This window comes from Adhaeribacter swui (genome assembly GCF_014217805.1).
GTDB lineage: Bacteria > Bacteroidota > Bacteroidia > Cytophagales > Hymenobacteraceae > Adhaeribacter > Adhaeribacter swui.
Map to the genome: position 1 here is coordinate 5,711,546 of NZ_CP055156.1, position 23,846 is coordinate 5,735,391.

Consider the following 23,846-nt stretch of genomic DNA (forward strand, 5'->3'; position numbering starts at 1 on the left):
GCTTTACTTAAAAGAATTCTGGTTGATTTATGTTTAGGGAACAGGCGCAAATTTCTAATTTTTAAAATTTAATTTCTAATTTATTTCTCAGGTTTGAATTACGCCCACATTAAACGCTTTTTCTAGCGGAGCTTGATTGGCGGCGGCAATGCCCATGGATATTACCTGGCGCGTTTCCAGGGGATCAATTATGCCATCTACCCACAAGCGGGCTGCGGCATAATACGGCGACAGTTGCTCGTTGTACGTGGAAGTAATTTTTTCTAAAAGTTCTTTTTCGGCTTCGGGGGTAATGGTTTCGCCTTTACTTTTTAAAGAAGCAACTTGTATTTGCAATAGCGTGTTTGCCGCAGCGGCACCACTCATCACGGCCATTTGCGCGGTAGGCCAAGCGAATATTAATCTGGGATCGTAGGCCTTGCCGCACATGGCGTAATTGCCGGCCCCGTACGAATTGCCAATGATAATGGTAAGCTTTGGCACCACGGAGTTAGCCATGGCATTTACCATTTTAGCCCCGTCTTTAATAATACCGCCGTGTTCGGCTTTGCTGCCTACCATAAACCCGGAAACATCCTGCAAAAACACCAAAGGAATTTTCTTCTGGTTACAGTTCATAATAAACCGTGCTGCTTTATCCGCCGAATCGGAGTAAATAACGCCACCCATTTGCAATTCGCCTTTTTTAGTTTTTACTATTTTGCGTTGGTTCGCAACAATGCCAACGGCCCAACCATCAATCCGGGCCAACCCGCAGATTAAAGTTTGCCCGTAAAGCTCTTTGTAAGGTTCAAATTCCGAATTATCTACCAGGCGATAAATCAGCTCCATCATGTCGTAAGGTTTTACCCGGTCGGCGGGCAAATAGCCGTATATTTCCGCAGGATTTAATTTGGGTGGCAAGGGTGCAACCCGATTAAAGCCGGCTTTTGGGGGCTCCCCTATTTTATCAAAAATATTGCGAATAGCGTCCAGGCATTCCTGATCAGTTTTAAACTTATAATCCGTTACCCCAGAGATTTCGGAGTGGGTGGTAGCGCCGCCCAAAGTTTCGTTATCTACCGTTTCGCCAATGGCCGCTTTAACCAAATAAGAACCCGCCAGAAAAATAGACCCGGTTTGCTCCACAATTATGGCCTCGTCCGACATAATGGGTAAATAAGCGCCTCCCGCCACGCAGCTCCCCATAATGGCCGAAATCTGAATAATGCCGCTGGCCGACATAACCGCGTTGTTTCGGAAAATACGGCCGAAATGTTCTTTATCCGGAAATATCTCGTCTTGCAAGGGCAGGTAAACGCCGGCGCTATCTACCAAATAAATAATGGGCAATTTGTTTTCCAGGGCTATTTCCTGGGCGCGTAAGTTTTTCTTGGCCGTAATCGGAAACCAGGCACCGGCTTTAACACTGGCGTCGTTGGCCACTACTACGCATTGCCGGCCTTTTACGTACCCAATTACTACAACTACGCCTCCGCTGGGGCAACCGCCGTGCTCCGGGTACATGTTTTCGCCGGCAAAAGCGCCAATTTCCAGGTATTCCGTGGAGCTATCTAATAAGTAGGCGATGCGTTCGCGGGCGGTTAATTTCCCTTTTTCGCGCTGCGCCTGCAGCCGTTTTTCCCCGCCGCCCAGGTATACTTTTGCCAACCGGTTTTTTAGTTGATAAACCTGCTGCTTTAAAACATCTTCATTTTTAAAAAAATCGATATTTTGATCCATAGCAAAGGGTTAAAACGTAAAAAATCCGCTGGAAAGCGGATTTTAAAAAATTTAGCTGCTTAATTTAAGAATAAGAGCGAATAAAATTTTTAAATTTTTGCTTTAAGCTTTGCTGCGTTATTCCTTATTTATTTCGCACTTCGCCTACCACCCCGGTATTTTCTACGGTATTTGCGTTGCGCACTTTATCCGCTGATTTTACATTATCGGCTTGTTTTACTTTGGTGCCGCCCCCAATTAAAGAAAAATGCACATACCGTTTAGGATTCGCTTTTAAATCTTGCAGCAAAGCGTTGAGGCTTTCAGTAGAAGCGTTCATGTTGCGGTACAACGAATCGTCGTTCATAATTTTGCCCAACGTGCCGCTATCCTGGTTAAACTTCTGGATCATGGTTTGGGCTTCGGCTACCGTGGCATTTAACTGCCGTACCGTGCTGTTAATCGGCGTATTTTTTAAAGTATCGGTAATCTGGCTTAAGTTGCTGGCCAACCGGCTAAACTTTTGCTCGGTAGTTTTTAAAGAACTGGTTAAATCGGCCATGTTCGAGGTAATCTGGTTAATGTTGCGCTGGTTGGCGAGCATTAAGTTTTTTACCGCTTCGGTAGTGGCCTGGGTATTTAAAATTGTAGCTTGTATACTCCGCTTGGCATCTTCGTTAAAGAACGAATTTAATTTAACCAAAGTAGAATCCACGGTACCCAATACCGGCATAGCTTTGGCCGTCAGCATATCGGTAATGCTCTTCTCTACGAATGGTTTCAAAGTTTCGCCGCCATTGTACTTTTTAGAATTAGGCCGCAGAAACAAGGTAATAGCCTTGCCGCCCAGCAAATCGCTGTTCGATAAACTGGCTATCGTAGAATCCCCCACGGTTATATCATCATCTACCGCCAAGGTTACCCGTATTTTGTTATTCTTATCTTTCAGAATATACATGTCGGCTACGGTACCTATTTTTACCCCGTTTAAAACAATGGGAGCTGATATGTTTAAGCCGTCTACGCTATCGTACTCGACGTAATAAGTGGTGTTGGACGAGAAAAAATCGGATCCGCGAAGGAAGGTGTAACCAAAATAAAGCATTACAATGGCTACGATACCCAGTAATGCTACTTTTATTTCTTTTGCAAATTTCACGCAGTTAAGTTTAGGTTGAGTTAGTTTGAGGCTTCGAGTTCTTGCTTGTACTCTTTAAAAGCCCGGTATATGCCTGATGCAATATACGATTGTCCGGTTTTATCGTTGAGAAATTTTTCTTCTTCGGGATTTGTTAAAAATCCGGTCTCGATTAAAACGCTGGGCATCGCCGATTTCCAGAGCACAATTAAGCCCGCTTGCTTTACGCCGCGGCTTTTGCGGTTTACCTTATTTTCAAACTGGTGCTCTACTTTTTGGGCAAAACGCAGGCTGTTATCCATGTAAGCGCTTTGCCGCAGCGATAACAAAATGTGGCTTTGCGGCGAATTAGGGTCAAAGCCGTCGTAGTTTTCTTTATACCCTTCTTCTTTTAAAATAACGGAGTTTTCGCGTTTGGCTACTTTTAAATTCCCTTCGGACGTATGCAGCCCCATGGTAAAGGTTTCGGTGCCGAAAGCAGAGCTTGGCCCGGAATTACAATGAATGGAGATAAATAAATCGGCGTTATTTTTATTGGCAATACCTGCCCGGTCGATTAGCTCTACGAATACGTTGCTTTTGCGCGTATAAATAACCTTTACTTCCGGTAGGTTTTCTTCGATCAGGTTGCCTAACTGCAAGGCTACTTTTAGGGCAACATCTTTTTCTTTCGAAAATTTACCACTGCAACCGTTATCGTGGGCGCCGTGGCCTGCGTCAATTACCACAGTGCGCAAGCGGTTATCGCGACGTTTAAGGTTCGTACTAAATCCAGAAAAAACAAAAATCAGGGCCGGCAATAAAAATAAAACAATATTTCTCACGACTTTCGTTACATTAAAACTAATGATCTTACCTTTGCAAAAATATATAAAAAGCTAATTAATTCTGAACCGTTTACCACACATTTTGAGGATATACTTCACTCTGGTTTTTGCTTTATCGGGATTGATAAGTGCCTGGGCGCAGCAAACGCCTAACCGGACAACTACGTCCCAAACCCCGGAAATAACCGTAGATACGGTTACGGTAAAACAAGATTCGATCCAAGGTGATATTACTACCACAATTAAGTATACCGCTAAAGATTCTATTGTTTTAAACGTACAAAACCGCTTGGTTAATATGTACAACGATGCCAGTATTGAATATGGTACTATGTCGTTGAAGGCGCATACCACCCAACTGGATTATAAAACCAACCTGGTAAATGCCATTGGAGCCAAAGATTCTACAGGCAAAGCCATTGGTACACCCTTGTTTAAAGACGACCAGCAATCGTATGAAGCCGAGCAGATTAGCTATAATTTTAAAACCAAAAAAGGCAAGATCCGGGAGGTAGTAACCAAGCAGGGCGAAGGTTTTCTGCACGCCGAAGTTGTTAAAAAAACCGAAGGCGATGCCATGTACGGCATTCATTCAAAATATACCACCTGCGATCTACCGCATCCGCATTTTTACATAAATTCTAGTAAGATGAAGGCCATACCGGGTAAAAAGATTTTTACCGGCCCTTTTAATCTGGTATTTGGCGATATTCCTACGCCCTTGGGCTTTTTGTTTGGTTACTTTCCTACGCCCAAAAAGCGCAGCTCCGGATTGATTATACCTACTTTCGGGGAATCGAGGCAGCGGGGTTTTTACTTACGGAACGGCGGATATTATTTTGTATTAAACGAAAATATCGATATGCGATTAACCGGCGATATTTTCTCGTTGGGTAGTTACGGCGTTCAGTTGCAATCGATGTACATCAAACGTTACCGTTACCGCGGTAATATCAGCATGAGTTTTAGCTCCAACAAAAGTCCGGTTACATCGGTAAGTGAAGCCAGCATTGGTCCGGGCAACTTTCGCCGGATTGAGCCTAAGTCTTTCTGGATTAGCGCCAGCCACACGCCCACTAACTTAAGGCCAGGTGGTAAATGGTCGGCTAGTGTAAACGCGGGTACGCAGTTTTATAATCGCCAAAATAACTTTCAGGATCCCCGAAGTGCTTTAAATAACACGTTTAACTCCAGCGTGCAGTACCAGTTTGCGAAGCCAACCTCGCCTTTTACCTTAACGGCATCGGCTTTGCATAATATGAACACCACTACTGGCGTCCATAACTTTACCTTACCCGAAGCTACCTTTGCCGTAAACCGCCAAACTCCGTTTAAGTGGTTTCAGAAAAAAAGCACCGGCAACTGGTTCGAAGATATTGCTTTGAGTTATAGTGTACGGGCTAGCAATTTAGTTTCTACTCAAATTAATGGTACATCCTTAAGCGGGGTTTCTAATTTAGTGGGTGGCAGTGCGAACGATACCATTTTAAAATTAAACGGTAAAAATTTTCAAAGAATCTTAGCCAACGCCGATTACGGTATTCAGCATACCTTGCCCATTACCATGAACAGTTTGCGGTTGTTTAAGTATTTTCAACTATCGCCGGGCTTAAGCTACAACGAAACCTGGTTTTTTAAAAAATTCGATTACAACTACATCAACAACTTAAATGCCATTCAAATTGACACGACCAAAGGCTTTTACCGGGCTTATTCTTACGCCGCTTCGGCCAGTTTAAGCACCCGGGTGTATGGTACCTATATTATTAAAGGCAAAAAAATTGAGGCTATCCGTCACTTAATGACGCCCAATATTAGCTACTCATACAACCCTGATTTCTCAAACAAATACACCCGCCGTATCCAGGTGGGCCGACCCGACATCGAAAATAATATACCCATTCAATACTTACCTATTTACCGTAACTTGTACGGAGTACCCACGTCAATGGAGCAAAGCAATATGAATTTCAGCTTAACCAACAACGTGGAGATGAAGGTAAAATCAAAGTCCGATACAGCCAGTACCTTCGAGAAAGTAAGCTTAATTGATAACTTAGGTATAACATCGGGCTACAATTTTGCTGCCGATTCTTTTCAGTTGCAAAATTTTAATGTGCAGTTCCGGACCTTATTATTTAAAAAATTAAATTTATTCTCCAATGCCGTTTTCGACCCTTATAAAGTGAACAGCAACGGTCGTCGTTTAAATGAATATACCTTAAGTAGTGGCCAGTTAGCCCGCCTGGTAAATGCCAATTTAAACATGTCGATGGAGTTAAACCCCGAAGCGCTTAAAAAAGGAGCACAAAACCAGAATCAGCCACCCAGCGCTAACCGGCCATCGCTGGAAACCAACCCTAATTTAATTGCCGAATACGTAGATTTTAAAATTCCGTGGACTTTGAGTTTTAACTTTACTGCTTCTTATTTTAAAAGCACCCGTTTGAGCGCTAAAGACCAAATTTCTAAATCGTTGGGCGTAGATGGTTCGGTAAATTTAACTGATAAATGGAAAGTAACTTATAGTACCGGTTACGATTTCCAGTTTAAGCAAATGACCTACACCAGCATTAACATTTACCGCGACTTACATTGCTGGGAAATGAGCATTTCGTGGGTTCCTTTTGGGCAGTACCAATCTTATTCGATTAACATAAATGCCCGTTCTTCTATCCTGCGCGATTTAAAACTTACCCGCAACCGGGGAATTTACTGGCGCTAGTAGTTTAGAAATTATGAATTAGAAATTAAAAATTAGAAATTAAAAATTAGAAATTAACGCTTAATATTACGCTTCTTTTACTCCGGTATTAGAAGCGTTTTTTATTCTAAATATTACCACTTTGGTAGAAAAACAGTATTACCTAGTTACTAGCTACGCATATGTTGTATGATTAGAACAGCCTGTTTTTAGTTAATAAAACTAAATCTTAAACCAAGTTTTATTTTCTGGTTGAGAAACATCAGAACCTAATTTGATATAATTTCTAATTCATAATTTTTTGATTTTTAATTAATTGTTACCCTCGCATGTCAGTACACCGAAAAGATATAAAACTTATTACGACTCACCAGTTACAGGCCATGAAGGAGCGCGGAGAGAAAATATCGATGCTCACGGCTTACGATTTTTCCATGGCAACTATCCTGGATGGTGCGGGGGTTGATGTGTTATTGGTCGGAGACTCTGCTTCGAATGTAATGGCCGGGCATACCACTACCCTTCCGATTACTCTGGATCAAATGATTTACCATGCTTCGTCGGTGGTGCGCGGAGTAAAACGTGCTCTGGTTGTGGTAGACTTACCTTTTGGCTCTTACCAGGGTAATTCTTCCGAAGCCTTGCGCTCGGCCATCCGGATTATGAAAGAATCGGGCGCTCACGCAATTAAACTGGAAGGTGGCAGCGAAATTAAAGATTCCGTTATCCGGATTTTAAGCGCCGGGGTGCCCGTTATGGGTCATTTGGGTTTAACGCCGCAATCAATTTATAAATTCGGCACCTACACCGTACGGGCCCGGGAAGAACAAGAAGCTAAAAAACTCCTGGAAGACGCCTTATTGCTGGAAGAACTCGGCTGTTTTGCCCTGGTACTCGAAAAAATACCTTCAGAATTGGCGCGCCGGGTAGCCGAAGGGTTACGCATTCCGGTAATTGGCATTGGCGCCGGACCAGCCGTTGATGGGCAGGTTTTGGTGTCGCATGATTTGCTGGGCATTACTAAAGAATTTAAACCCCGGTTCCTGCGCCGGTACGCTGATTTACACGAAGTAATGACCAACGCAGTAAGCAACTATATTGCCGACGTAAAATCGCGCGACTTTCCGAGTGCTGAAGAAGCTTATTAGTTGCAGGTTATAGGTTGCAGATTACAGGTTTAAAATTGTGGCATTTATTTCTAAATAGTGCCGAGGAATTATTAGTAATGTGGGCAAATGTCGCCTTTGGGGGTGTCCTCACCACCAAAACCGAATAGCTCAACAAAAAATTATTTGTATGAGCTTTTTCTGGATACAACTCATTATTAATCTAAAAATGTTAAACAGCTTTAATATAAATCCTTCTTTTATAAAGATTTGTATTGAAGCTGTTGCTTTCCTAAAAACAGGAGAATAAATAACCCAAAATGCTAAATTTTTAAAAAATGCTGGATATTGGGCGGTTGGTTGTTTACGAAGATAATCACATAATAGTAATAAATAAGCCGGCGGGTGTTTTGGTGCAAGGTGACGAAACCGGGGATGTGCCCTTATCAGAATTAGTAAAAAACTACCTGAAAGAAAAATACCAGAAACCGGGCAACGTGTTTACCGGCGTGGTGCACCGCCTCGACCGACCTGTGAGCGGCATTGTTTTGCTGGCTAAAACCTCCAAAGCCCTGTCGCGCATGAACGAACAATTTCGCAGCAATACCATTCATAAAACGTACCTGGCAGTTACCAGTAAACCGCCAATTTCTAAAGAAGCCCATCTGATACATTGGCTCGTAAAAGACGAAAAGCGTAACGTTACCCAAGCCTTCTCCAAAGAAGTACCTAAAAGTTTACGCGCCGAATTAAGTTACCAGTTCATGAGCCAGGAACAGGAATTTTCTTTAGTTCAGGTTAAACCGGTCACTGGCCGTCCTCACCAAATACGGGTGCAACTGGCCACTCAAAAAAGTCCGATTGTGGGCGATGTAAAGTACGGTGCTCCCCAACTTTTACCGGATAAAAGCATTTGTTTGCACGCTTTCCGTTTAAACTTTGTGCATCCCGTACGGCAGGAAAAGGTGGTTGTATCGGCTTTACCTCCATCTACTTTTCCCTGGAATTTGTTTCAACAAAAAATAAATCTGCTGGTTTCGCAATAATGATTTTAATCATATTAGCTGATTTTTTTTACCAGAATTTTAAAAGTTTATGCTGGGTGTTGTAGCTTTGTGAACTTAAAAGAACAAATACTGTTTTAACTTAAACTCCAATTAAAAGTAGTTTTAACCTTCCACAATCATTTTAACCAAGATGCCCATTCTTATATTCTTCGTAGTCCACTGGTATTTATCTTTATTTGTACAAACATTTTACCTGCACCGGTACGCGGCGCACAAAATGTTTACGATGAATCCTTTCTGGGAAAAATTCTTTTTCTTATTAACTTATATTGCTCAGGGTTCTTCGTTTTTATCACCGCGGGCTTATGCCATTCTGCACCGCATGCACCACGCTTTTTCCGATACCGATAAAGATCCACATTCGCCGCATTTTTCTAATAATGCCTTTACCATGATGTGGAAAACCAAAAACATCTACAACAATGTGCTGCATAACCGGGTAGAAGCCGAAGCCCGTTTTGAAGGTAACTACCCGCTGTGGAATGCGGTAGAAAACTTTGGCGATACATATTTCTCGCGGATTGCCTGGGGAACATTTTACGTTTTATTTTATATTGCCTTTGCTACGCAGTGGTGGATGTATTTACTTTTACCGATTCACTTTTTAATGGGCCCTATTCACGGCGCTATTGTAAACTGGAGCGGCCATAAATACGGTTATCAAAATTTCGATAATAACGATAAATCACGGAACTCTTTGTTTTTTGATTTCTTAACCGGTGGCGAGTTATTTCAAAATAACCATCATAAATTACCAAACCGGGTAAATTTCGGAGTAAAATGGTGGGAAGTTGACCCTACTTATCCGGTAATCTGGGCCTTGGATAAACTACGTATCATACGCCTAAAAAAAGTACGGGCTTAATCACATAAGTAAATTTTAAAATTTTAAAAAAGTCTCCTTATTTAGATATAAGGAGACTTTTTTACTTTTAGAGCTTCGTACTGCGGATAAAGTTATACCTCTACCGTTCCAAACTAAATAATACAGGGTGCTTCAAACAAAATCGCGTTTTCTGGTTAGTTACCTGTTAGCCGGTATTCTTATCTTTCTGGTTCAAACGCACCGGCTCTGTCAATCTGGTTTTTTAGATTACGATTCTGCCAAAAACTGGCAAATTGTGCAGGAAATTGGGTCCGGCAATTTCGAGCATTTATTTCAACACGCTAGCCCCACTTTTTTCTTGTTTTATGCGGTTTTCACACCATTCCTGCCGGATTTTCATGCTTTTATCGCCCTTAACTGTATCATTAATGTTTTAGCCATTCTGTTAATAGGCCGGTTTGTAGCGCAGGTTTTTAAACTTACCGCATTCCAGACTTTTGTTCTACTTTTATTTACCGGATTCTCCGGCTACCTCACCGCTAACGGGCGTTATTTTACCATTGAGGCGCCTAGTTTATTGTTGTTTGCGTTGCTACTCCCCTTGTATTACCAACGGTTTACGGAACACAGTAGCCGGACATTTCTGCAAGTGGTTGGATTGTTGGCTTTGGGCCTTACACTTAATTACAAGTTACTTTTGCTTTTTCCGGTAGCCATTCTTCTGGAGTTTGTTTATCAAGATAAAGCCATTAAAAAAAAACACCTGCTTTACGCTGCCGCTATTTTGCTGGTACCTTTTATTATTTACGGCGTAGTGGCTTGGCTGGTAGGGTTACCTTTTTACCGTCTTCCGGCGGTTTACTACATCTTAATTCATAATTATCAGGTTCCGAACCCGGGCGCCCGAATTGGTTTCTTCCACCTTGATTTCACGTTTTACCTGCATTATTTTCTGCGTTTCGAATCGCCCTTGCTTTTTATGGGCATCCTTTTCTTTCCTGTAATTTATTGGCGGCAGATTTTTGGGCAGGTTCGCCGAGCGCCGGTAAACTGCTACGGCTTTATATTTTTTATAGTATATCCGCTTTTAACCGGCATGCATTTGCTGCAAAAAGCGCCTAGGGGCTTATTTTTGATTTACAGTTTACTGTATGCCATTGCTTTTATTTGCGGCTTAAAATTAATTAAAAACCGAGCGTTGGTAGTTGGATTAGTTTGTATCAGCATTGTTTACCAAATCCAAATAGTGCAAAAAGAATTTTACAGGTATGCTCCCACCAATTACCCCCGGGTAATTTCTGAATTAAAAGCTAATAAAATAAATAAAGTGGCTACTACGGTTGGTTTAGGAATTATGCCTTTTGCCCAAAAAGCAAACATTGCCGTTACGCCGGTTTTTAACGAAGAAGAATTAAAATTCTTAGAAAAACATGGTTACCAGTATGTGCTGCTCGATGATTATTACTTGGCCGCTAATATTTTAAAATTTAAAAATTTAGAAAAATTAGTACCGCTCGCCGCTTGGTCCGAGCCTAGTTTAATGGCGCCGTATTTATATCTCGATCAAAGTGAATTTGCCGGTTTTTCGTACCAACAAGCATTGGAAGTTCAATGCCAAGCTGTACAGGATTCTGTTCAGTTGCGCTTGCTTCGAATACCCTGATTTTTTAAATTTTACTCCATTAAAACCTGTGGTAGCGGATAGAACAAAGTAATAAGTAACGCATTAATTTAAAATATTTTAAAATTTTAGAATTAATGTTTATATTTGCACCCTCAAAAAGACGGACGGGTTCCGTCGCTTAACAAAACGTTAATTATCATATGCCTGTTAAAATCAGACTGGCCCGGAGAGGCCGTAAAAAAGCTGCCATGTACGATATCGTGGTTGCTGACTCCAAATCACCACGGGATGGTAGATTTATTGAAAAGTTAGGTACTTACAACCCCAACACCAATCCGGCTTCGATTAATTTCGACCAGGATAAAGCCTTTACTTGGGTAATGAACGGGGCGCAACCAACTGATACGGTAAAAGCAATGTTATCGTATACCGGAGTGTTGTTCCGTAAGCATTTGCAAATTGGGGTAGCTAAAGGTGCTTTAACGCAAGAACAAGCCGACTCTAAATTCCAGACCTGGAAAGACGAGAAAGAAGCGAAGATCCAGAGCAAACGCGACACTTTGAGCCAGAAAAAATCCGATGCTGCGAAAGCTACTTTAGAAAACGAGCGCAAAATTAACGAGGCTCGGGCCGAAGCGCTTCGTAAGCGGGCTGCTGATGCTGCCAAAGCTGCAGAACCAGCCGCTCCGGCTGAAGATGCCGCCGATGCGCCAGCAACCGAAGAACAAGCTTAATTCTTTTACTTACCATGAATATTGATGCCTGTTTCCAGTTAGGTTACATCGTCCGGACGCATGGTATCAAGGGCCAGGTAATCGCTTTTTTTGATGTAGATTACCCGGAAGATTACAAAGATTTGGAATCAGTTTTTCTGCTTATCAGCGGAAAACTGGTTCCTTTTTTTATTGACGCCATTGACCCGCAAGCGAAAGGCCGGTTTCTGATAAAATTCGAAGACACCGATACCATCGAACAAGCCGAAAAGTTAAAAGGCATTTCCTTGTACCTTCCTTTAACGGAGTTACCGGAGCTGGACGACGACCAGTTTTATTACCACGATTTAATTGGTTATACCATCGTGGATGAAACTTTAGGAAAGCTGGGTACCCTACGGGAACTGTTTGAACTGCCCCACCAAGATTTAATGGCGATGGATTACCAGGGAGTGGAAGTGTTAATTCCCGTACAGGATGAAATTATTCTGCGCGCCGATAAAGCCACCCAAACCTTATACGTAAACCTGCCCGAAGGCTTGGTAGATATTTACATGCAACCCGGCAGCCCCAACGAGGAGGAACGCAACGATGATGCGAATTGATATTATCAGTTGCCAACCCGATTTACTCGAAAGCCCATTTAGCCACTCTATCTTAAAACGAGCGCAACAAAAAGGCATCGTAGAAATTCACGTGCATGATTTGCGCCAATTTGCCATTAACAAATACGGCCAGATAGATGATTATGCTTTTGGGGGCGGTGCCGGAATGGTTATGATGATTGAACCCATTGCCAAATGCCTGGCTGCACTGCAAGAACAACGCTCCTATGATGCCGTGATATACATGACGCCTGATGGAGAAACTTTAACCCAAAATGCGGTAAACCGGTTTTCGCTGTTGCAGAACATTATTATCCTGTGCGGCCATTACAAAGGCGTAGATGAGCGGGTTCGGGAGCATTTTATCACGCACGAAGTCAGCATTGGCGATTATGTTTTATCCGGTGGTGAATTAGGCGCGGCTGTTTTAACAGATGCCATTATCCGGATTTTGCCTGGCGTTTTAAACGACGAATCTTCAGCCTTAACCGATTCTTTTCAGGATGGTTTACTGGCCCCACCCGTGTATACCCGACCGGCAGATTACAATGGCTGGACGGTGCCTGCAGTGTTGCTTTCGGGTGATACGCCCAAAATTGAACAATGGCGTTTTGAGCAGGCGATTGCCCGCACCGAACAACGCCGCCCGGATTTACTTAAATAATTCCAGGAAAACATATTTTTAAATTTTTAAAATTTCAAATTCAACAATCAGAGAATATTCGGCAGTTAAGTAGCATATTAAAATTTTGCAGTATTTGTGCATTAATGTAAAATATTTTATATCTTTGCAGTCCGAATTTCGAAGATACGTTATAATCCATTATAAGAGCCATGAGCCAATTATTAGATCTCATTCAACAAGAATACAATGAAAAACGCGCGAGTATTCCTGATTTCGCGGCTGGTGATACCGTAAACATTCACGTAAAAATACGCGAAGGTAACAAAGAGCGTATTCAGCAATTTCAGGGAGTTGTTATTCAGCGTAAAAACCCGAACAGCAATGGCGAAACTTTCACCGTTCGTAAAGTATCTAACCAAATTGGCTTAGAGCGTATTTTCCCTCTTTTATCGCCTAACATCGAAAAAATTGAGGTTATTCGTCGGGGTAAAGTAAGAAGAGCTCGTTTGTATTACCTGCGTGGCTTATCTGGTAAAGCTTCCAGAATTAAAGAGCGCCGCATGAAAACGGCTTAATTAAGTCTATTCAGATAAACGTTGATAATCAAACAAAAAGCCCTGGTCATTAATTGGCTAGGGCTTTTTGTTTTTAGTAATTGTACGTTAATTATAAACAGAATAATCAAGTGATGTGCGAAGATTGTTTTCAAGAATTGATTTACAAGTTTCCGACCCAACAAAACTTTGAGGACTTTGAAAATATACTTCAAGAAAAATGTACCGAAGGCAAAATATCAGTTCTTGACATGCACAAGACCGATTATTTATCTGCATTTGACTCAAATCTGTATTTTGAATGCAGGACTTGTAAAGAAGTTTGGATTTTGAACACCCCTGATTATGCTTGGCGCGGCTTCTTTCTTCCAGTAGATAAAGCAATAGAATATAAAAAAGAATCTAATAAACTTGATGAGAAAAGAAGTATTGGTTGTTTAATTGTACTCATAATAATTGCAATAGCTATCATCTGGAATTATCTAAAATAGAGAAATAATCGATCTCAAATTATATAAAAGCAAAATCATAGCTGACGACCTTGCATGCTTTATGCACGAAGCAAATTTTTAAAAATTTTCATTTGTGTATCGCTCCTAACCACAACACTTGCCAGTACCTGCATCAATCAGAATAGATAACCCATTTTGGTTGAAATCGGTATATTAGTATTGCAACGAAAAGCTAAGCTATGTCTAACGAAACTGAAATGCTGGAAGCCGTAAAAGCGGGTAATGTGGCGCAGGTTAAATCTTTATTATCCGCTGATCCCAATTTAATTCACGCAAAAACCGAAAATCAGATTTCGGTCGTATTATTAGCCGCTTACCAACGTAATCCGCGGTTGATAGAAGCGATGTTGAATAGCGCTGATTATGAGCTTGATGTATTTGAAGCCGCGGCTTTAGGTTTGAACGAACGGGTGCAGGAACTACTTACGGAGCAGCCTGATTTGTTAAATCAATTTTCCCCGGATGGTTATAGCCTGCTTGGTTTAGCCAGCTTTTTCGGCCACACAGATACCGTTAAGTTATTACTGGACCAAGGCGCCGATGTAAATCAACCTTCTCAGAATGACTGGCAGGTGCCAGCTTTGCATTCGGCGGTGGCTTCGCGGAACCCGGAAATTGTTACTTTATTATTAGAGCATGGCGCCGATGTAAACGCTACGCAACAACACGGTTTTACGCCTTTGCATACGGCGGCCCAACACGGCGATGCCGAAATGATTAAACTACTTTTGGAACACCAGGCTGATATAAACGCCACCACGCAAGCCGGCGAAACCGCCATGGATATTGCTTTAAAATGCAAACATACCGATGCCGCGCACATGTTTGTTGCCGGTTGAAATTAAAATTTTTAAAAAATTTCGTTTTTGGATTTACTATATTACCCCGGTAATACTTTTGCCCATGAACAAAATGAAAGCGGCTACTAAACTTTGGTTTATTAATTAAAAGAATAGCGCATCTGCAACCGAACATCTTCCCGTTGGTTGCCCTGGATTTCTTCTAACCCGGAGCCAATAGTTTTTTGCCGGCGGTACTGGGTGGCTGCGTATTTCACCCAAAAATCCAAGTGCGCGCCCGCCTTAAACTGCGTTAAAAAGTAGTAATGCGTACCGATGCCGCTTAGCGCCGGTACCGAAAAGGCATAAAGTACATCGCGTTCTATGCTGTATTGCCGGTTATCATAGTCGTCGGTATCGAATAACCCGTACCGGGTACTAAATTGCCACTTTCTTAAATCCAGGTTGAGGTCCTGAGCCATAAAATAACCTTGCGTGGCTTTTCCTTCCAGCGTAAAAGTGCTTTTTTGTACCCGCGAGCGCAGGTTCAGTTTAGGCATGGGCGTATAATCCAGGTAAAGTAAAAAACTGTGCCGGATGGCCGGACTAACAAAATCTATTTGTTGCGTTATAACCGGCGCATTGCGCCCTTTATTTTCGGTGCGGAATTGCGCGTAAAGCACCGCGGTTTTCGTGGGTTTGTATTGCAACCGCACCAGGCTTTCGTGCCCCGAAGAAGGCGCATCTACCCGGTATTTTAACCACGGAAAAGTAAAAATATCGTGGTAGGCGGTAAGTTCCCATTGGGCTAATGGCTTTACTTTTAAGCCAAAGTACCAACCCCGCTCGTTGTTGTTGCGGGTATTTTCGCCAAAAGCATTGCCATAGAACGAGTGAAAGTTGCGGCCATAATTCCGGTACAGTATGGATGTTTCTACCTGGGCCGACAAACTGGCTAAAAGGCCGTTTATAGTTCCCCATCCGCCGGATGCGGACCGGGCAGTTTCACCGAAAAAATTTAAATTTTGCCAATTATAGGAATAATGCGTACCTACATTGGTTAGCTGCTGACCGGTAAAATCGAACTGATTATATTGTCTTTGGAGCGGTTGCCGGGCAGCACTGTATTGTGTGCGCAAGGCAGTTACCCCAATCGTCAAAGGCGTTTTTTGATCCCGGAAAATTACGTTGCCGCCAATTACCTGTTCGGCTATCCGGTGTTTAGAGTTAATTTCAGTTAAGGTGCGGTGAAAGCCCGTGGCCTGGATAGAAGAAAAAGAATCATCGATTTCCTCTGTTTGCGTTATAATAGTATCATTGCCAGTTTGCACATTGCCATCCAGGTTTTTACGCGAGTAAAAGGTTGTTACTTCCCAGGCACCTAATTTATACGTGAAAGCGCCACCCCGGAAAAAAGTGGACTCCAGCACCGACGTATAAGGCCGGATACCCAAATTACTTCGGCGTAAGGCAGTAATGGTTTCGGCTCCTTTGCCCACAGCAAACCCGCCGGCCAATAACAATCCCTGGCCAAACTGCACCTGGTAATCGCCTAAGGCTAGAGTTTTAAATTTTCCTTGATTATACAATTGCAAGTGGGCCGAGTAAAAATCCAGGCCGTAGCGCCGGGTGTTCTTGTCCCAGATCAATTGCTCGCCCGCATCTTTTTCGGCGGTAAACCCCACGCTATAATCACGGGCGTGGCTGTTACGGTAACGAACCAGGTACTTATTAGGTGAACCCTGGTACCGGGAAGCTATTTTTCCGGTGCTGCTGGTATCGGGTACAGTGTAGCCTTTGCGTTGTTGTAAAGTGCGGTCGTACCGAACCAGTAAATATTGATTTTCTTCCTGCCGCATCCGCGACCATAAAGGTTTTATTTGGGTGAGCAAGTTACCTTCCGGCACAACCACAAAGGGCAATAATTTATAAATAGTTGGCAAATCAAACCCCGGAATAACCTGCAGTTCATAAAGCGTTAAAATTGGGCTATTCTGCTTCCGGTACTCCAAAAAACCATTCACCTGCATGGGCGTTAGAATAAACAAAGACTCCAGCTCTTCCCGGCTTGTTTTATTTAAATTAATGGGTTGCTGGTAATACTGAATCAAACTTTCGTACACATCTTCGTACTCTTGGTTGGTATTATCGGGCTGGGTTAAAAGCTCCTGAGCCAGCAACTCCAGGTTTATGGTGGGGCGCGGCATTTCCTGGGCAAAGGAAAAATGACCAGCAAAAATAAGAAAAACCACCAGACAACGAACCAGCCATTTATTGCGGCTTATTACTTCCATTTAAAAGAAACCGCTAACTGGTGAATACTTCCTAATACTAATTGCTGCCCAAAACCATAATCGAACTGCAGCTGTTTTGCCTGAAATCCGGTACCAAAGGAAAACTGCTCGGTAGCGGTAGCTAAGCCGGTGCGCAAGGTAAGTTTTTCGATAATTTTGTACTCCAAACCTACTTTTATATTCGCCGGATACTCCAGTTGCTTTTCGGCTTCGGTTACTAAAAGCACTTGTTTGATGGGCCGGTACGAAAGCCCTGCCCGCATCACGGTAGGTAAGCGTTCGTCCATAAAATCAGAGAGTTTCGCTTGATTTAAGTTAAAAATAGACGCGCCAAAAACTAAGTGCGGGATAACTTCGGATTGGCCGCCAAAAGATAGGACAACTACCTTTTTACTACCCAATTCGGCAACGCGGGTTTGCAATATATCTGCCTTTATACCCAGGTTTACCGTACCCAACCGGTGACCAAACCCCAAGCCAATTTGTTGTTCGTTATACCATTCGTCGCCAAACCGCGAAGCATCTACGCCCCATACACCCAGCTTTTTAGTGGGAAAAACTGCTTGCAAACCCGCCGTAGAAAAAGCCGCAATATTAAACCGGTTTTCGGCAAACACTCCAATTTCGGCCTTTTTTAAAGCTGCAATTCCGGCCACATTGTTCCGGATAGCCCAAACATCCGATAAAGTTACCGCCGCACCCGATAAACCGGTAGCTCTGGCTCCAATCGGAAAAGGGTCATGCGCAGCAAACGTTTCGGAAAATTTAAAAATTAAAAAGAAACAAAAAGTTAATCGGGTAAAAACAACCATACTGTACTTTTAAAATCGAACCTGAAGTATGATAGCTTTCTAAAACTAAATGCCTAACGGAAGAAATTTGCCGTTAGGCGTTTAACTTCTATTTTGATTCTTAAAAATCAAATGTTTAAAAAAGTAAAAAGCCGGAAGTACCTGGACAATATTGATTTAACCGGATGAACACCTTATTTTTAAAACTGATGATCATAATATTAAACCAATAATAATCCAGTAATTAATGTCTAAATACAGGTGTCTTTTTACTTATCAAAATAGAAATAAGTAGTTTTACAACAGCTAAAAAGGCACGCCGCCGCTTGATTTTTGGTTGTAGAAGAAGGAGTTAGATTGGTAAACGATGAAGATCTTACAATACTTTTTATTAAGTTTAGTTTGGGTGTATCAGCGGGTGCTCTCGCCTTTAAAACCGCCTAGTTGCCGGTTTACTCCCACTTGCTCCGAATACGCCGCGCAAGCCTTGCACAAGCACGGCCCTATTACCGGTACTAAATTGGCCATCCGGCGATTAGCCAAATGCCACCCTTGGGGTGACAGCGGCTACGACCCGGTGCCGTAACTAACCTAAAATATTAAAAATTTAAAAAATTGCGTTAACCAACCTTGCGTAGATTTATCTCATAATAACTTTATACTCCAACTTATTTTCCAAAAGTTAAACTAGCACTATGCTTGGTACCGCAACAAACGTGGCTTTACCAGAAGTTTAACCTTTTTAGCCGGAAAATTTTCTTTTTGCAGGTTTTCAGATAAGGCAATTTATCGTACCATAACAAGCTTAAAAATGTTCTATTTCGGAGATAGCTCCTGGCTATAACTACATGGAACCCAATAAACTTACAGTACTAAAATGCTTACTTTACCGAATTGGTTAAGGGATTGACGTAAGTAGGTTTTGTGATAGCCCGGACCAAAATAAATAAGCCAATTATGATTAATGGGATACTTAATAGTTGGCCGATGTTCATGCCAATGGTATTTAGCAAATAGTCTTCTTTATCTACCTGGTTTTCTTTCAAAAACTCGTAAACAAAGCGGAGGGAAAACAAGATTACCACAAACAAGCCAAATAATAAACCGCGCGGGGTAAGTGATTTACGACGGTTCCAGAGAAAATACAAGAAAAGGAAAAGTAAGAAACTGGATATGGATTCGTATAACTGAGCAGGATGGCGCGGCTGCAAAGAAGCTTGAACTCCGTTTATAATTTCGTGATTTCTTTCGAATTTAAATGCCCAGGGCAAAGTGGTAGGTTTGCCAATAATTTCGGAATTAAATAAATTACCTAATCGAATAAGCGCTCCGCCCAAAGCCACCACAATCACAATCCGGTCCAAAACCCATAGATAATCAAATTTATATTTGCGGCTGAATAAAAATAGCGAAAGCAAAATACCAATAGTGGCACCGTGACTGGCCAAGCCGCCTTCCCAAATTTTTAATATCCGGATGGGGTCACTTAAATAAACTTCGGGCTCGTAGAATAAACAATGGCCCAAACGGGCACCCAGTACGGTACCCACAATCATATATAAAGTAATTACATCAACGTCTTGCTCTGTGCGGCCTTCGGCTTTATAAATGCGGGTTAAAATACGTTGCCCAAAAACAAAACCCAGGGCAAATAACAAACCGTACCAGCGCAAAGCAAAAAATCCAAAATCAAATATTTCCGGCGAAACATTCCAGACAATAGGGTTCCAGAGTAAAACGTTGGTTGAGATCATAGTAAATAAGTAAGCGCCAAAATTACACAATTTAAGGTAATCTTGGCGCTATCTTTTAAATAAACCAAAAGGCTAGTTTTGCATTAAAAATCAAGTTCTTCCTGAAAACTGCCGCTTAATATCGGGAAACGCAGCCAGCTACGTGGGTCTAAGTTATAATCATCGAGGTGGAAAGAAGGCGCATAGCGTTCGCGTTTCCATTGATTACGCGTCCAGAGGGTAAAAAACCGTTTAATGTGCATTTTTAGCAAATCATCTGGTTCTACGCCGCGCATTTTTTCAAAAACCTGTTTGGGCGACAATCGTTCGTAAAAACCGAGCCGCTCTATTTGATTTAATATTTTGTAAGGCATCAAATCTTTTTCGTCGGTTTGGGTTTGTTCTGCGGGCCGTAACTCAGCGGTGGGTTGCAAGGCATTTACAAACCGCAAACCCGAGTAGCCTAGCTCCCGTTCGGCCCACACCAGCCATTGTCTTAAAAAATCCTTGTCAATACCAGCTAGCGGCGAAATACTGCCGGCGGTGTCACCATCCATGGTGGCATAACCTACGGCCGCTTCGCTGCGGTTAGAAGTAGCCATTAAAAGCGAGTTATTGATGTTTGCCAACATCCAGATAACGGGAGCCCGCACCCGGGCCTGAATATTTTGTAGGGTAATATCGTCGGTTTCCCAGGTAAGTTTGCGGCCAATTGAGTTTTCTATTTTCTCGGTATATCCGGCCACTTCATCATCGATAAACCAATGGTAAAAAGTTGCCCCAATGGAATCAGCCAATCCTTTAGCCGAATTAAAAGTATCTTCGGAAGAGTTGCGGGAAGCCTGATAAGCCGTAATAAGTAATCGCTTAGTTACCGCTTTAACCTGTTCCGATTCGGATAAGGTCTTATAGTGACTAATTTCTTCGGCGGTAAATACATTGAGCTTGGCGGCAAATTCGTCTAGTCCGATTTCACAAACCGCCCGACGAATCATTTCGGCAACGGCAATGGCACAGGCGCAGGAATCGGCACCGCCGCTTAATGATAATACAAAACCTTTGCTCCGGCTTTTGCGCAAGTAGTCGAATAAGGCTAAAGTTATAGCCGAAATAAATTCTTTAATTTCGTCGATGGGTCCGAGTTCCGTTATGGTTTCGGCGGTTGGTAGTGGTTGCGCGAAGTTTACCTCCGCCGACTCTACATCCACATTTTTAAAGCTGAGTAATACGTTCCGGGTTATTAAGTTACCATTTTGGGCAATTAAAATTTCGCCATCGTAAATCATGCGGCCGGCTTCGTTACCCAGTAAGTTTACGTACAAGTAAGCGCATTTAAACTTTTTGGAGGCATTTAAAACTAATTTGTAACGCAAATCGGTTTTGCTCATGGCAAAATGGCTTGCACTCGGGTTTATAATTAAGTGTACCCCCTTGGTTAAATGCCGACCAGCAGGCCGGTCTTCGTCCGAACGCCAGGCATCTTCGCAGATTTCAAAAGCAAACTTAACTCCTTGTTCTTCATAAATAATATCCCCTACCTCATACTGTTGGCCGTTCTTTTCAAAAGTATGGATGATGTTAGCGGGCCACGAGGTAAACCAACGCGGCTCATAATGCACGCCATCGTTGGCCAGAAATTGCTTCGCCGTAAAGCCAACTATTTCCCGGTTTTTAATAACGCAGGTGGTATTATAAATATGATTATTTAACCGGAGGGGTAAACCAACGCATACTACAATGTTAGCGCACCATTCCTTTACTTCCAGTAACTTTTCAAAAGCTACTTCTGGCAACCACGAACTCAGGAACATATCTTCGCAACCGTAGCCGGTTATGGCTAATTCGGGTAAGCATAGTATTTCTACGTTCTGCGCTTGCGCCTCGGTTATGGCTCTTTTTATATTGGTTAAGTTATTCTTCCAATCCAGGGGAGTTTGGTTTAGTGCCGCTCCCGCAATTTTAAGACTTGTCTTCATGGGTTCTTTCAACGAAAAATATACTCGCCAAGTTAAGATAAGTTTTAAAGAAGTCTTTTATGCTAATGCATTATTGGGCTATCCTGATGAAAGAAGTAGGATTTTTTTAAATTTTAAAAATTTATGATAAATAAATTGAACGCAACCTTCCCGTGAATCACGCCATGCTTCCGGCTTGTACTACAGAACTAAAGAAATGATTATTGAAAAAATTTAAAAAAGAAATACCAGAAACGGCTCAAGATACCTGTAGCGCAATTAAGCCTTTTTCTGCGGCAGCTTGTTCAGCCTTTTTCTTGGAATAGCCCGTACCGGAAGCAATGGGTTGCCCATCAATGGTTACCTCGGAGGTAAACTCTGTAGTACTACCAGATTGCTTTTGGTTAATAATATCAAACCGGACTACTTTATTCTGCGATTGCGCCCACTCGATGAGTTTAGATTTAAAATTTTTAGTAGTGGATACTAATTCATTTAAATCAAAATGCGGCTTAATGAGTTTATCCAGGATAAACCGCTTGGTTTCGTTGTAGCCTTTATCGAGGTAAATAGCCCCTACCAAAGCTTCTAAAGCATTCCCATTAATAGATTTATACCGCGCTAACTGGCTGGCCTGATCTACTTTAACTAAGGTGTTAATGCCAATCCGGATGGCAATGTGATTTAAAGATTCGCGGTTAACTATGCGCGAACGGATCTCTGTAAGAAAACCCTCGTCTTTATACGGGAATTTTTTGTAAAGAAAATCAGCAATTACCGCCCCCAGAATAGAATCGCCTAAAAACTCCAGCCGCTCATTGGTTTGGTGCCGTTCGCTCCCTTGGGGTTTGCCAAAAGATGTATGCGTTAGGGCCAAATGGTACAGGCGCATATTACCCGGCGTAATGCCGGTTACGCTGTAAATGGCCTTATCCAGGCCCTTGTTAAAACCAAGTATATTGCGGAATAATCGTAACACCTAATTCAACCAAGCACTAACCACTTACTGTACCTTCCGGAAAATAACCGACGTGTTGTGCCCACCAAAACCAAAAGTATTGCTAATGGCTACGTTCACTGCCCGAGTTTGTGCTTTATTAAAGGTAAAATTTAATCCGGGATCAATGGTTTCGTCGTTGGTAAAATGGTTGATGGTAGGCGGAACAATACCGTTCTGAATGGCCAGAATAGCAGCTACTGCCTCAATACCACCGGCTCCGCCAAGCAAATGCCCGGTCATACTTTTTGTGGAGCTGATATTTAATCGATACGCATGATCTCCAAATACTTTTTGGATAGCGGTAACTTCTGCCCCATCGCCGAGCGGCGTACTGGTGCCGTGAGTATTAATGTAATCCACATCTTCCGGGCGAATATTGGCATCGCGTAGAGCATTTTGCATTACTATTACTACGCCCTCGCCGTTCGGGTCGGGAGCAGTAATGTGGTAGGCATCCGAAGATAAACCACCTCCAATAACTTCGGCGTATATTTTAGCACCTCGGGCCACGGCATGCTCGTAACTTTCCAGCACTAGAGCTCCAGAACCTTCGCCCAGTACAAAACCATCCCGGTCTTTGTCGTACGGACGCGAAGCCGTTAAAGGATCATCATTCCGTTCACTCATGGCTTTTAACGCGTTAAAACCGCCAATGCCCGACTCGGTAATGGCCGCTTCGGAACCACCGGTTACTATTACATCCGCCATCCCTAAACGAAGGTAATTTAGTGCGGTAACAATAGAATCGGAAGATGAAGCACAAGCCGAAGTAGTAACAAAATTTGGCCCCCGAAAACCATTCTTTATCGAAATATTGCCCGATGAACTATCGGCAATCATTTTGGGAATAAAGAAAGGATTGTACCGGGGAGTACCATCGCCACGACCAAACTGAATAGATTCTTCTTGAAAGGTTTTTAAACCACCAATGCCCGAGCCCCAGATAACTCCTACCCGGTCGCGGTTTACATTGTCCAGAATGCCGGAATCAGCAATTGCCTCGTTACTGGCAATAATGGCAAACTGGGTAAACATATCCATTTTTCGTCCTTCTTTCCGATCGAAGTAGTCATCTGGATTGTAGCCTTTTACCTCACAAGCAAACTGCGTTTTAAACTTGCTGGCATCAAAGCGGGTAATAGGCGCAGCGCCACTCACGCCATTAGATAAGCCATTCCAATATTCCGAAACAGTATTTCCAATTGGGGTGAGTGCACCGAGTCCTGTTACTACAACTCTCTTAAGCTCCATAAGCGAATGTAGAGGGAGGTAAAAATAGAATAATTTTAAAA

Annotated in this window: 21 protein-coding genes; 12 read left to right on the top strand and 9 right to left on the bottom strand. The window is 42.5% G+C overall.

Annotated elements, in window-relative coordinates; all coding sequences use genetic code 11:
- Positions 1-87: 87 nt before the first annotated feature.
- The 3 genes from HUW51_RS23565 to HUW51_RS23575 all read right to left on the bottom strand — a co-directional run bounded on the left by HUW51_RS23565 (position 88) and on the right by HUW51_RS23575 (position 3,663).
- On the bottom strand, positions 88-1,722 hold the full coding sequence (locus HUW51_RS23565; protein ID WP_185272031.1) for an acyl-CoA carboxylase subunit beta: 1,635 nt from the start codon (positions 1,720-1,722) through the stop codon (positions 88-90).
- Between the two features lie 124 nt (positions 1,723-1,846).
- A complete protein-coding gene (locus HUW51_RS23570; RefSeq protein ID WP_185272032.1) occupies positions 1,847-2,860 on the bottom strand; it encodes an MlaD family protein in 1,014 nt (337 codons plus the stop codon).
- Between the two features lie 20 nt (positions 2,861-2,880).
- Positions 2,881-3,663 carry an N-acetylmuramoyl-L-alanine amidase family protein gene (locus HUW51_RS23575; protein WP_185272033.1) on the bottom strand — a complete coding sequence of 261 codons (783 nt, stop codon included), beginning with the start codon at positions 3,661-3,663 and terminating at the stop codon, positions 2,881-2,883.
- A gap of 85 nt (positions 3,664-3,748) precedes the next feature.
- Here HUW51_RS23575 and HUW51_RS23580 point away from each other — a divergent pair, with 85 nt between their 5' ends.
- The 11 genes from HUW51_RS23580 (at position 3,749) to HUW51_RS23630 (ending at position 14,841) form a co-directional block, all read left to right on the top strand.
- Complete coding sequence (locus tag HUW51_RS23580; RefSeq protein WP_185272034.1) at positions 3,749-6,391, top strand: putative LPS assembly protein LptD; 2,643 nt, start codon at positions 3,749-3,751, stop codon at positions 6,389-6,391.
- Between the two features lie 308 nt (positions 6,392-6,699).
- Positions 6,700-7,518, top strand: coding sequence for a 3-methyl-2-oxobutanoate hydroxymethyltransferase (panB, locus tag HUW51_RS23585; RefSeq protein WP_185272035.1), 819 nt, complete (start codon positions 6,700-6,702; stop codon positions 7,516-7,518).
- 296 nt (positions 7,519-7,814) lie between these two features.
- Complete coding sequence (locus tag HUW51_RS23590; protein ID WP_185272036.1) at positions 7,815-8,522, top strand: RluA family pseudouridine synthase; 708 nt, start codon at positions 7,815-7,817, stop codon at positions 8,520-8,522.
- Between the two features lie 151 nt (positions 8,523-8,673).
- Positions 8,674-9,408, top strand: a complete 735-nt coding sequence (locus HUW51_RS23595; protein ID WP_185272037.1) for an acyl-CoA desaturase — start codon at positions 8,674-8,676, stop codon at positions 9,406-9,408.
- A 127-nt stretch (positions 9,409-9,535) separates the two neighbouring features.
- Positions 9,536-11,032: a hypothetical protein gene (locus tag HUW51_RS23600; protein ID WP_185272038.1), complete on the top strand. Its 1,497-nt coding sequence runs from the start codon at positions 9,536-9,538 to the stop codon at positions 11,030-11,032.
- A gap of 161 nt (positions 11,033-11,193) precedes the next feature.
- Complete coding sequence (locus HUW51_RS23605; protein WP_185272039.1) at positions 11,194-11,727, top strand: 30S ribosomal protein S16; 534 nt, start codon at positions 11,194-11,196, stop codon at positions 11,725-11,727.
- Between the two features lie 14 nt (positions 11,728-11,741).
- A complete protein-coding gene (gene rimM / locus HUW51_RS23610) occupies positions 11,742-12,311 on the top strand; it encodes a ribosome maturation factor RimM (RefSeq protein ID WP_185272040.1) in 570 nt (189 codons plus the stop codon).
- Positions 12,301-12,975 (top strand): tRNA (guanosine(37)-N1)-methyltransferase TrmD, encoded by a 675-nt coding sequence (trmD, locus tag HUW51_RS23615; RefSeq protein ID WP_185274652.1) that lies wholly within the window; start codon positions 12,301-12,303, stop codon positions 12,973-12,975. The genes rimM and trmD overlap by 11 nt, the downstream gene beginning before the upstream one ends.
- A gap of 170 nt (positions 12,976-13,145) precedes the next feature.
- Complete coding sequence (gene rplS, locus HUW51_RS23620) at positions 13,146-13,511, top strand: 50S ribosomal protein L19 (RefSeq protein WP_185272041.1); 366 nt, start codon at positions 13,146-13,148, stop codon at positions 13,509-13,511.
- 110 nt (positions 13,512-13,621) lie between these two features.
- The gene (locus HUW51_RS23625) at positions 13,622-13,981 is read left to right on the top strand and encodes a hypothetical protein (protein WP_185272042.1); all 360 of its coding nucleotides are present in this window, start codon (positions 13,622-13,624) and stop codon (positions 13,979-13,981) included.
- Positions 13,982-14,181: 200 nt separating this feature from the next.
- Positions 14,182-14,841 (top strand): ankyrin repeat domain-containing protein, encoded by a 660-nt coding sequence (locus tag HUW51_RS23630; RefSeq protein WP_185272043.1) that lies wholly within the window; start codon positions 14,182-14,184, stop codon positions 14,839-14,841.
- 101 nt (positions 14,842-14,942) lie between these two features.
- On the opposite strand, the gene HUW51_RS23635 is transcribed toward HUW51_RS23630, so the two are convergent.
- Both HUW51_RS23635 and HUW51_RS23640 read right to left on the bottom strand, forming a co-directional pair.
- Complete coding sequence (locus HUW51_RS23635) at positions 14,943-17,075, bottom strand: ComEA family DNA-binding protein (protein ID WP_185272044.1); 2,133 nt, start codon at positions 17,073-17,075, stop codon at positions 14,943-14,945.
- Entirely contained in the window at positions 17,066-17,887 is an 822-nt protein-coding gene (locus HUW51_RS23640) for a PorV/PorQ family protein (RefSeq protein ID WP_185272045.1), read from the bottom strand. The genes HUW51_RS23635 and HUW51_RS23640 overlap by 10 nt, the downstream gene beginning before the upstream one ends.
- Positions 17,888-18,233: 346 nt before the next feature.
- Between HUW51_RS23640 and yidD the strand changes: the two genes are divergently transcribed.
- Positions 18,234-18,452 (top strand): membrane protein insertion efficiency factor YidD, encoded by a 219-nt coding sequence (gene yidD / locus HUW51_RS23645; protein WP_185272046.1) that lies wholly within the window; start codon positions 18,234-18,236, stop codon positions 18,450-18,452.
- 295 nt (positions 18,453-18,747) lie between these two features.
- Here the strand turns inward: yidD and lgt are convergent, their stop codons facing one another.
- From lgt to fabF, 4 genes are all read right to left on the bottom strand, one after another.
- Positions 18,748-19,620, bottom strand: coding sequence for a prolipoprotein diacylglyceryl transferase (gene lgt, locus HUW51_RS23650; protein WP_185272047.1), 873 nt, complete (start codon positions 19,618-19,620; stop codon positions 18,748-18,750).
- Positions 19,621-19,703: 83 nt separating this feature from the next.
- Positions 19,704-21,575 carry an NAD(+) synthase gene (gene nadE / locus HUW51_RS23655; protein WP_185272048.1) on the bottom strand — a complete coding sequence of 624 codons (1,872 nt, stop codon included), beginning with the start codon at positions 21,573-21,575 and terminating at the stop codon, positions 19,704-19,706.
- Positions 21,576-21,813: 238 nt separating this feature from the next.
- Positions 21,814-22,533 carry a ribonuclease III gene (gene rnc, locus HUW51_RS23660; protein ID WP_228466877.1) on the bottom strand — a complete coding sequence of 240 codons (720 nt, stop codon included), beginning with the start codon at positions 22,531-22,533 and terminating at the stop codon, positions 21,814-21,816.
- A gap of 24 nt (positions 22,534-22,557) precedes the next feature.
- Entirely contained in the window at positions 22,558-23,805 is a 1,248-nt protein-coding gene (gene fabF / locus HUW51_RS23665) for a beta-ketoacyl-ACP synthase II (protein ID WP_185272049.1), read from the bottom strand.
- Positions 23,806-23,846 lie beyond the last annotated feature (41 nt).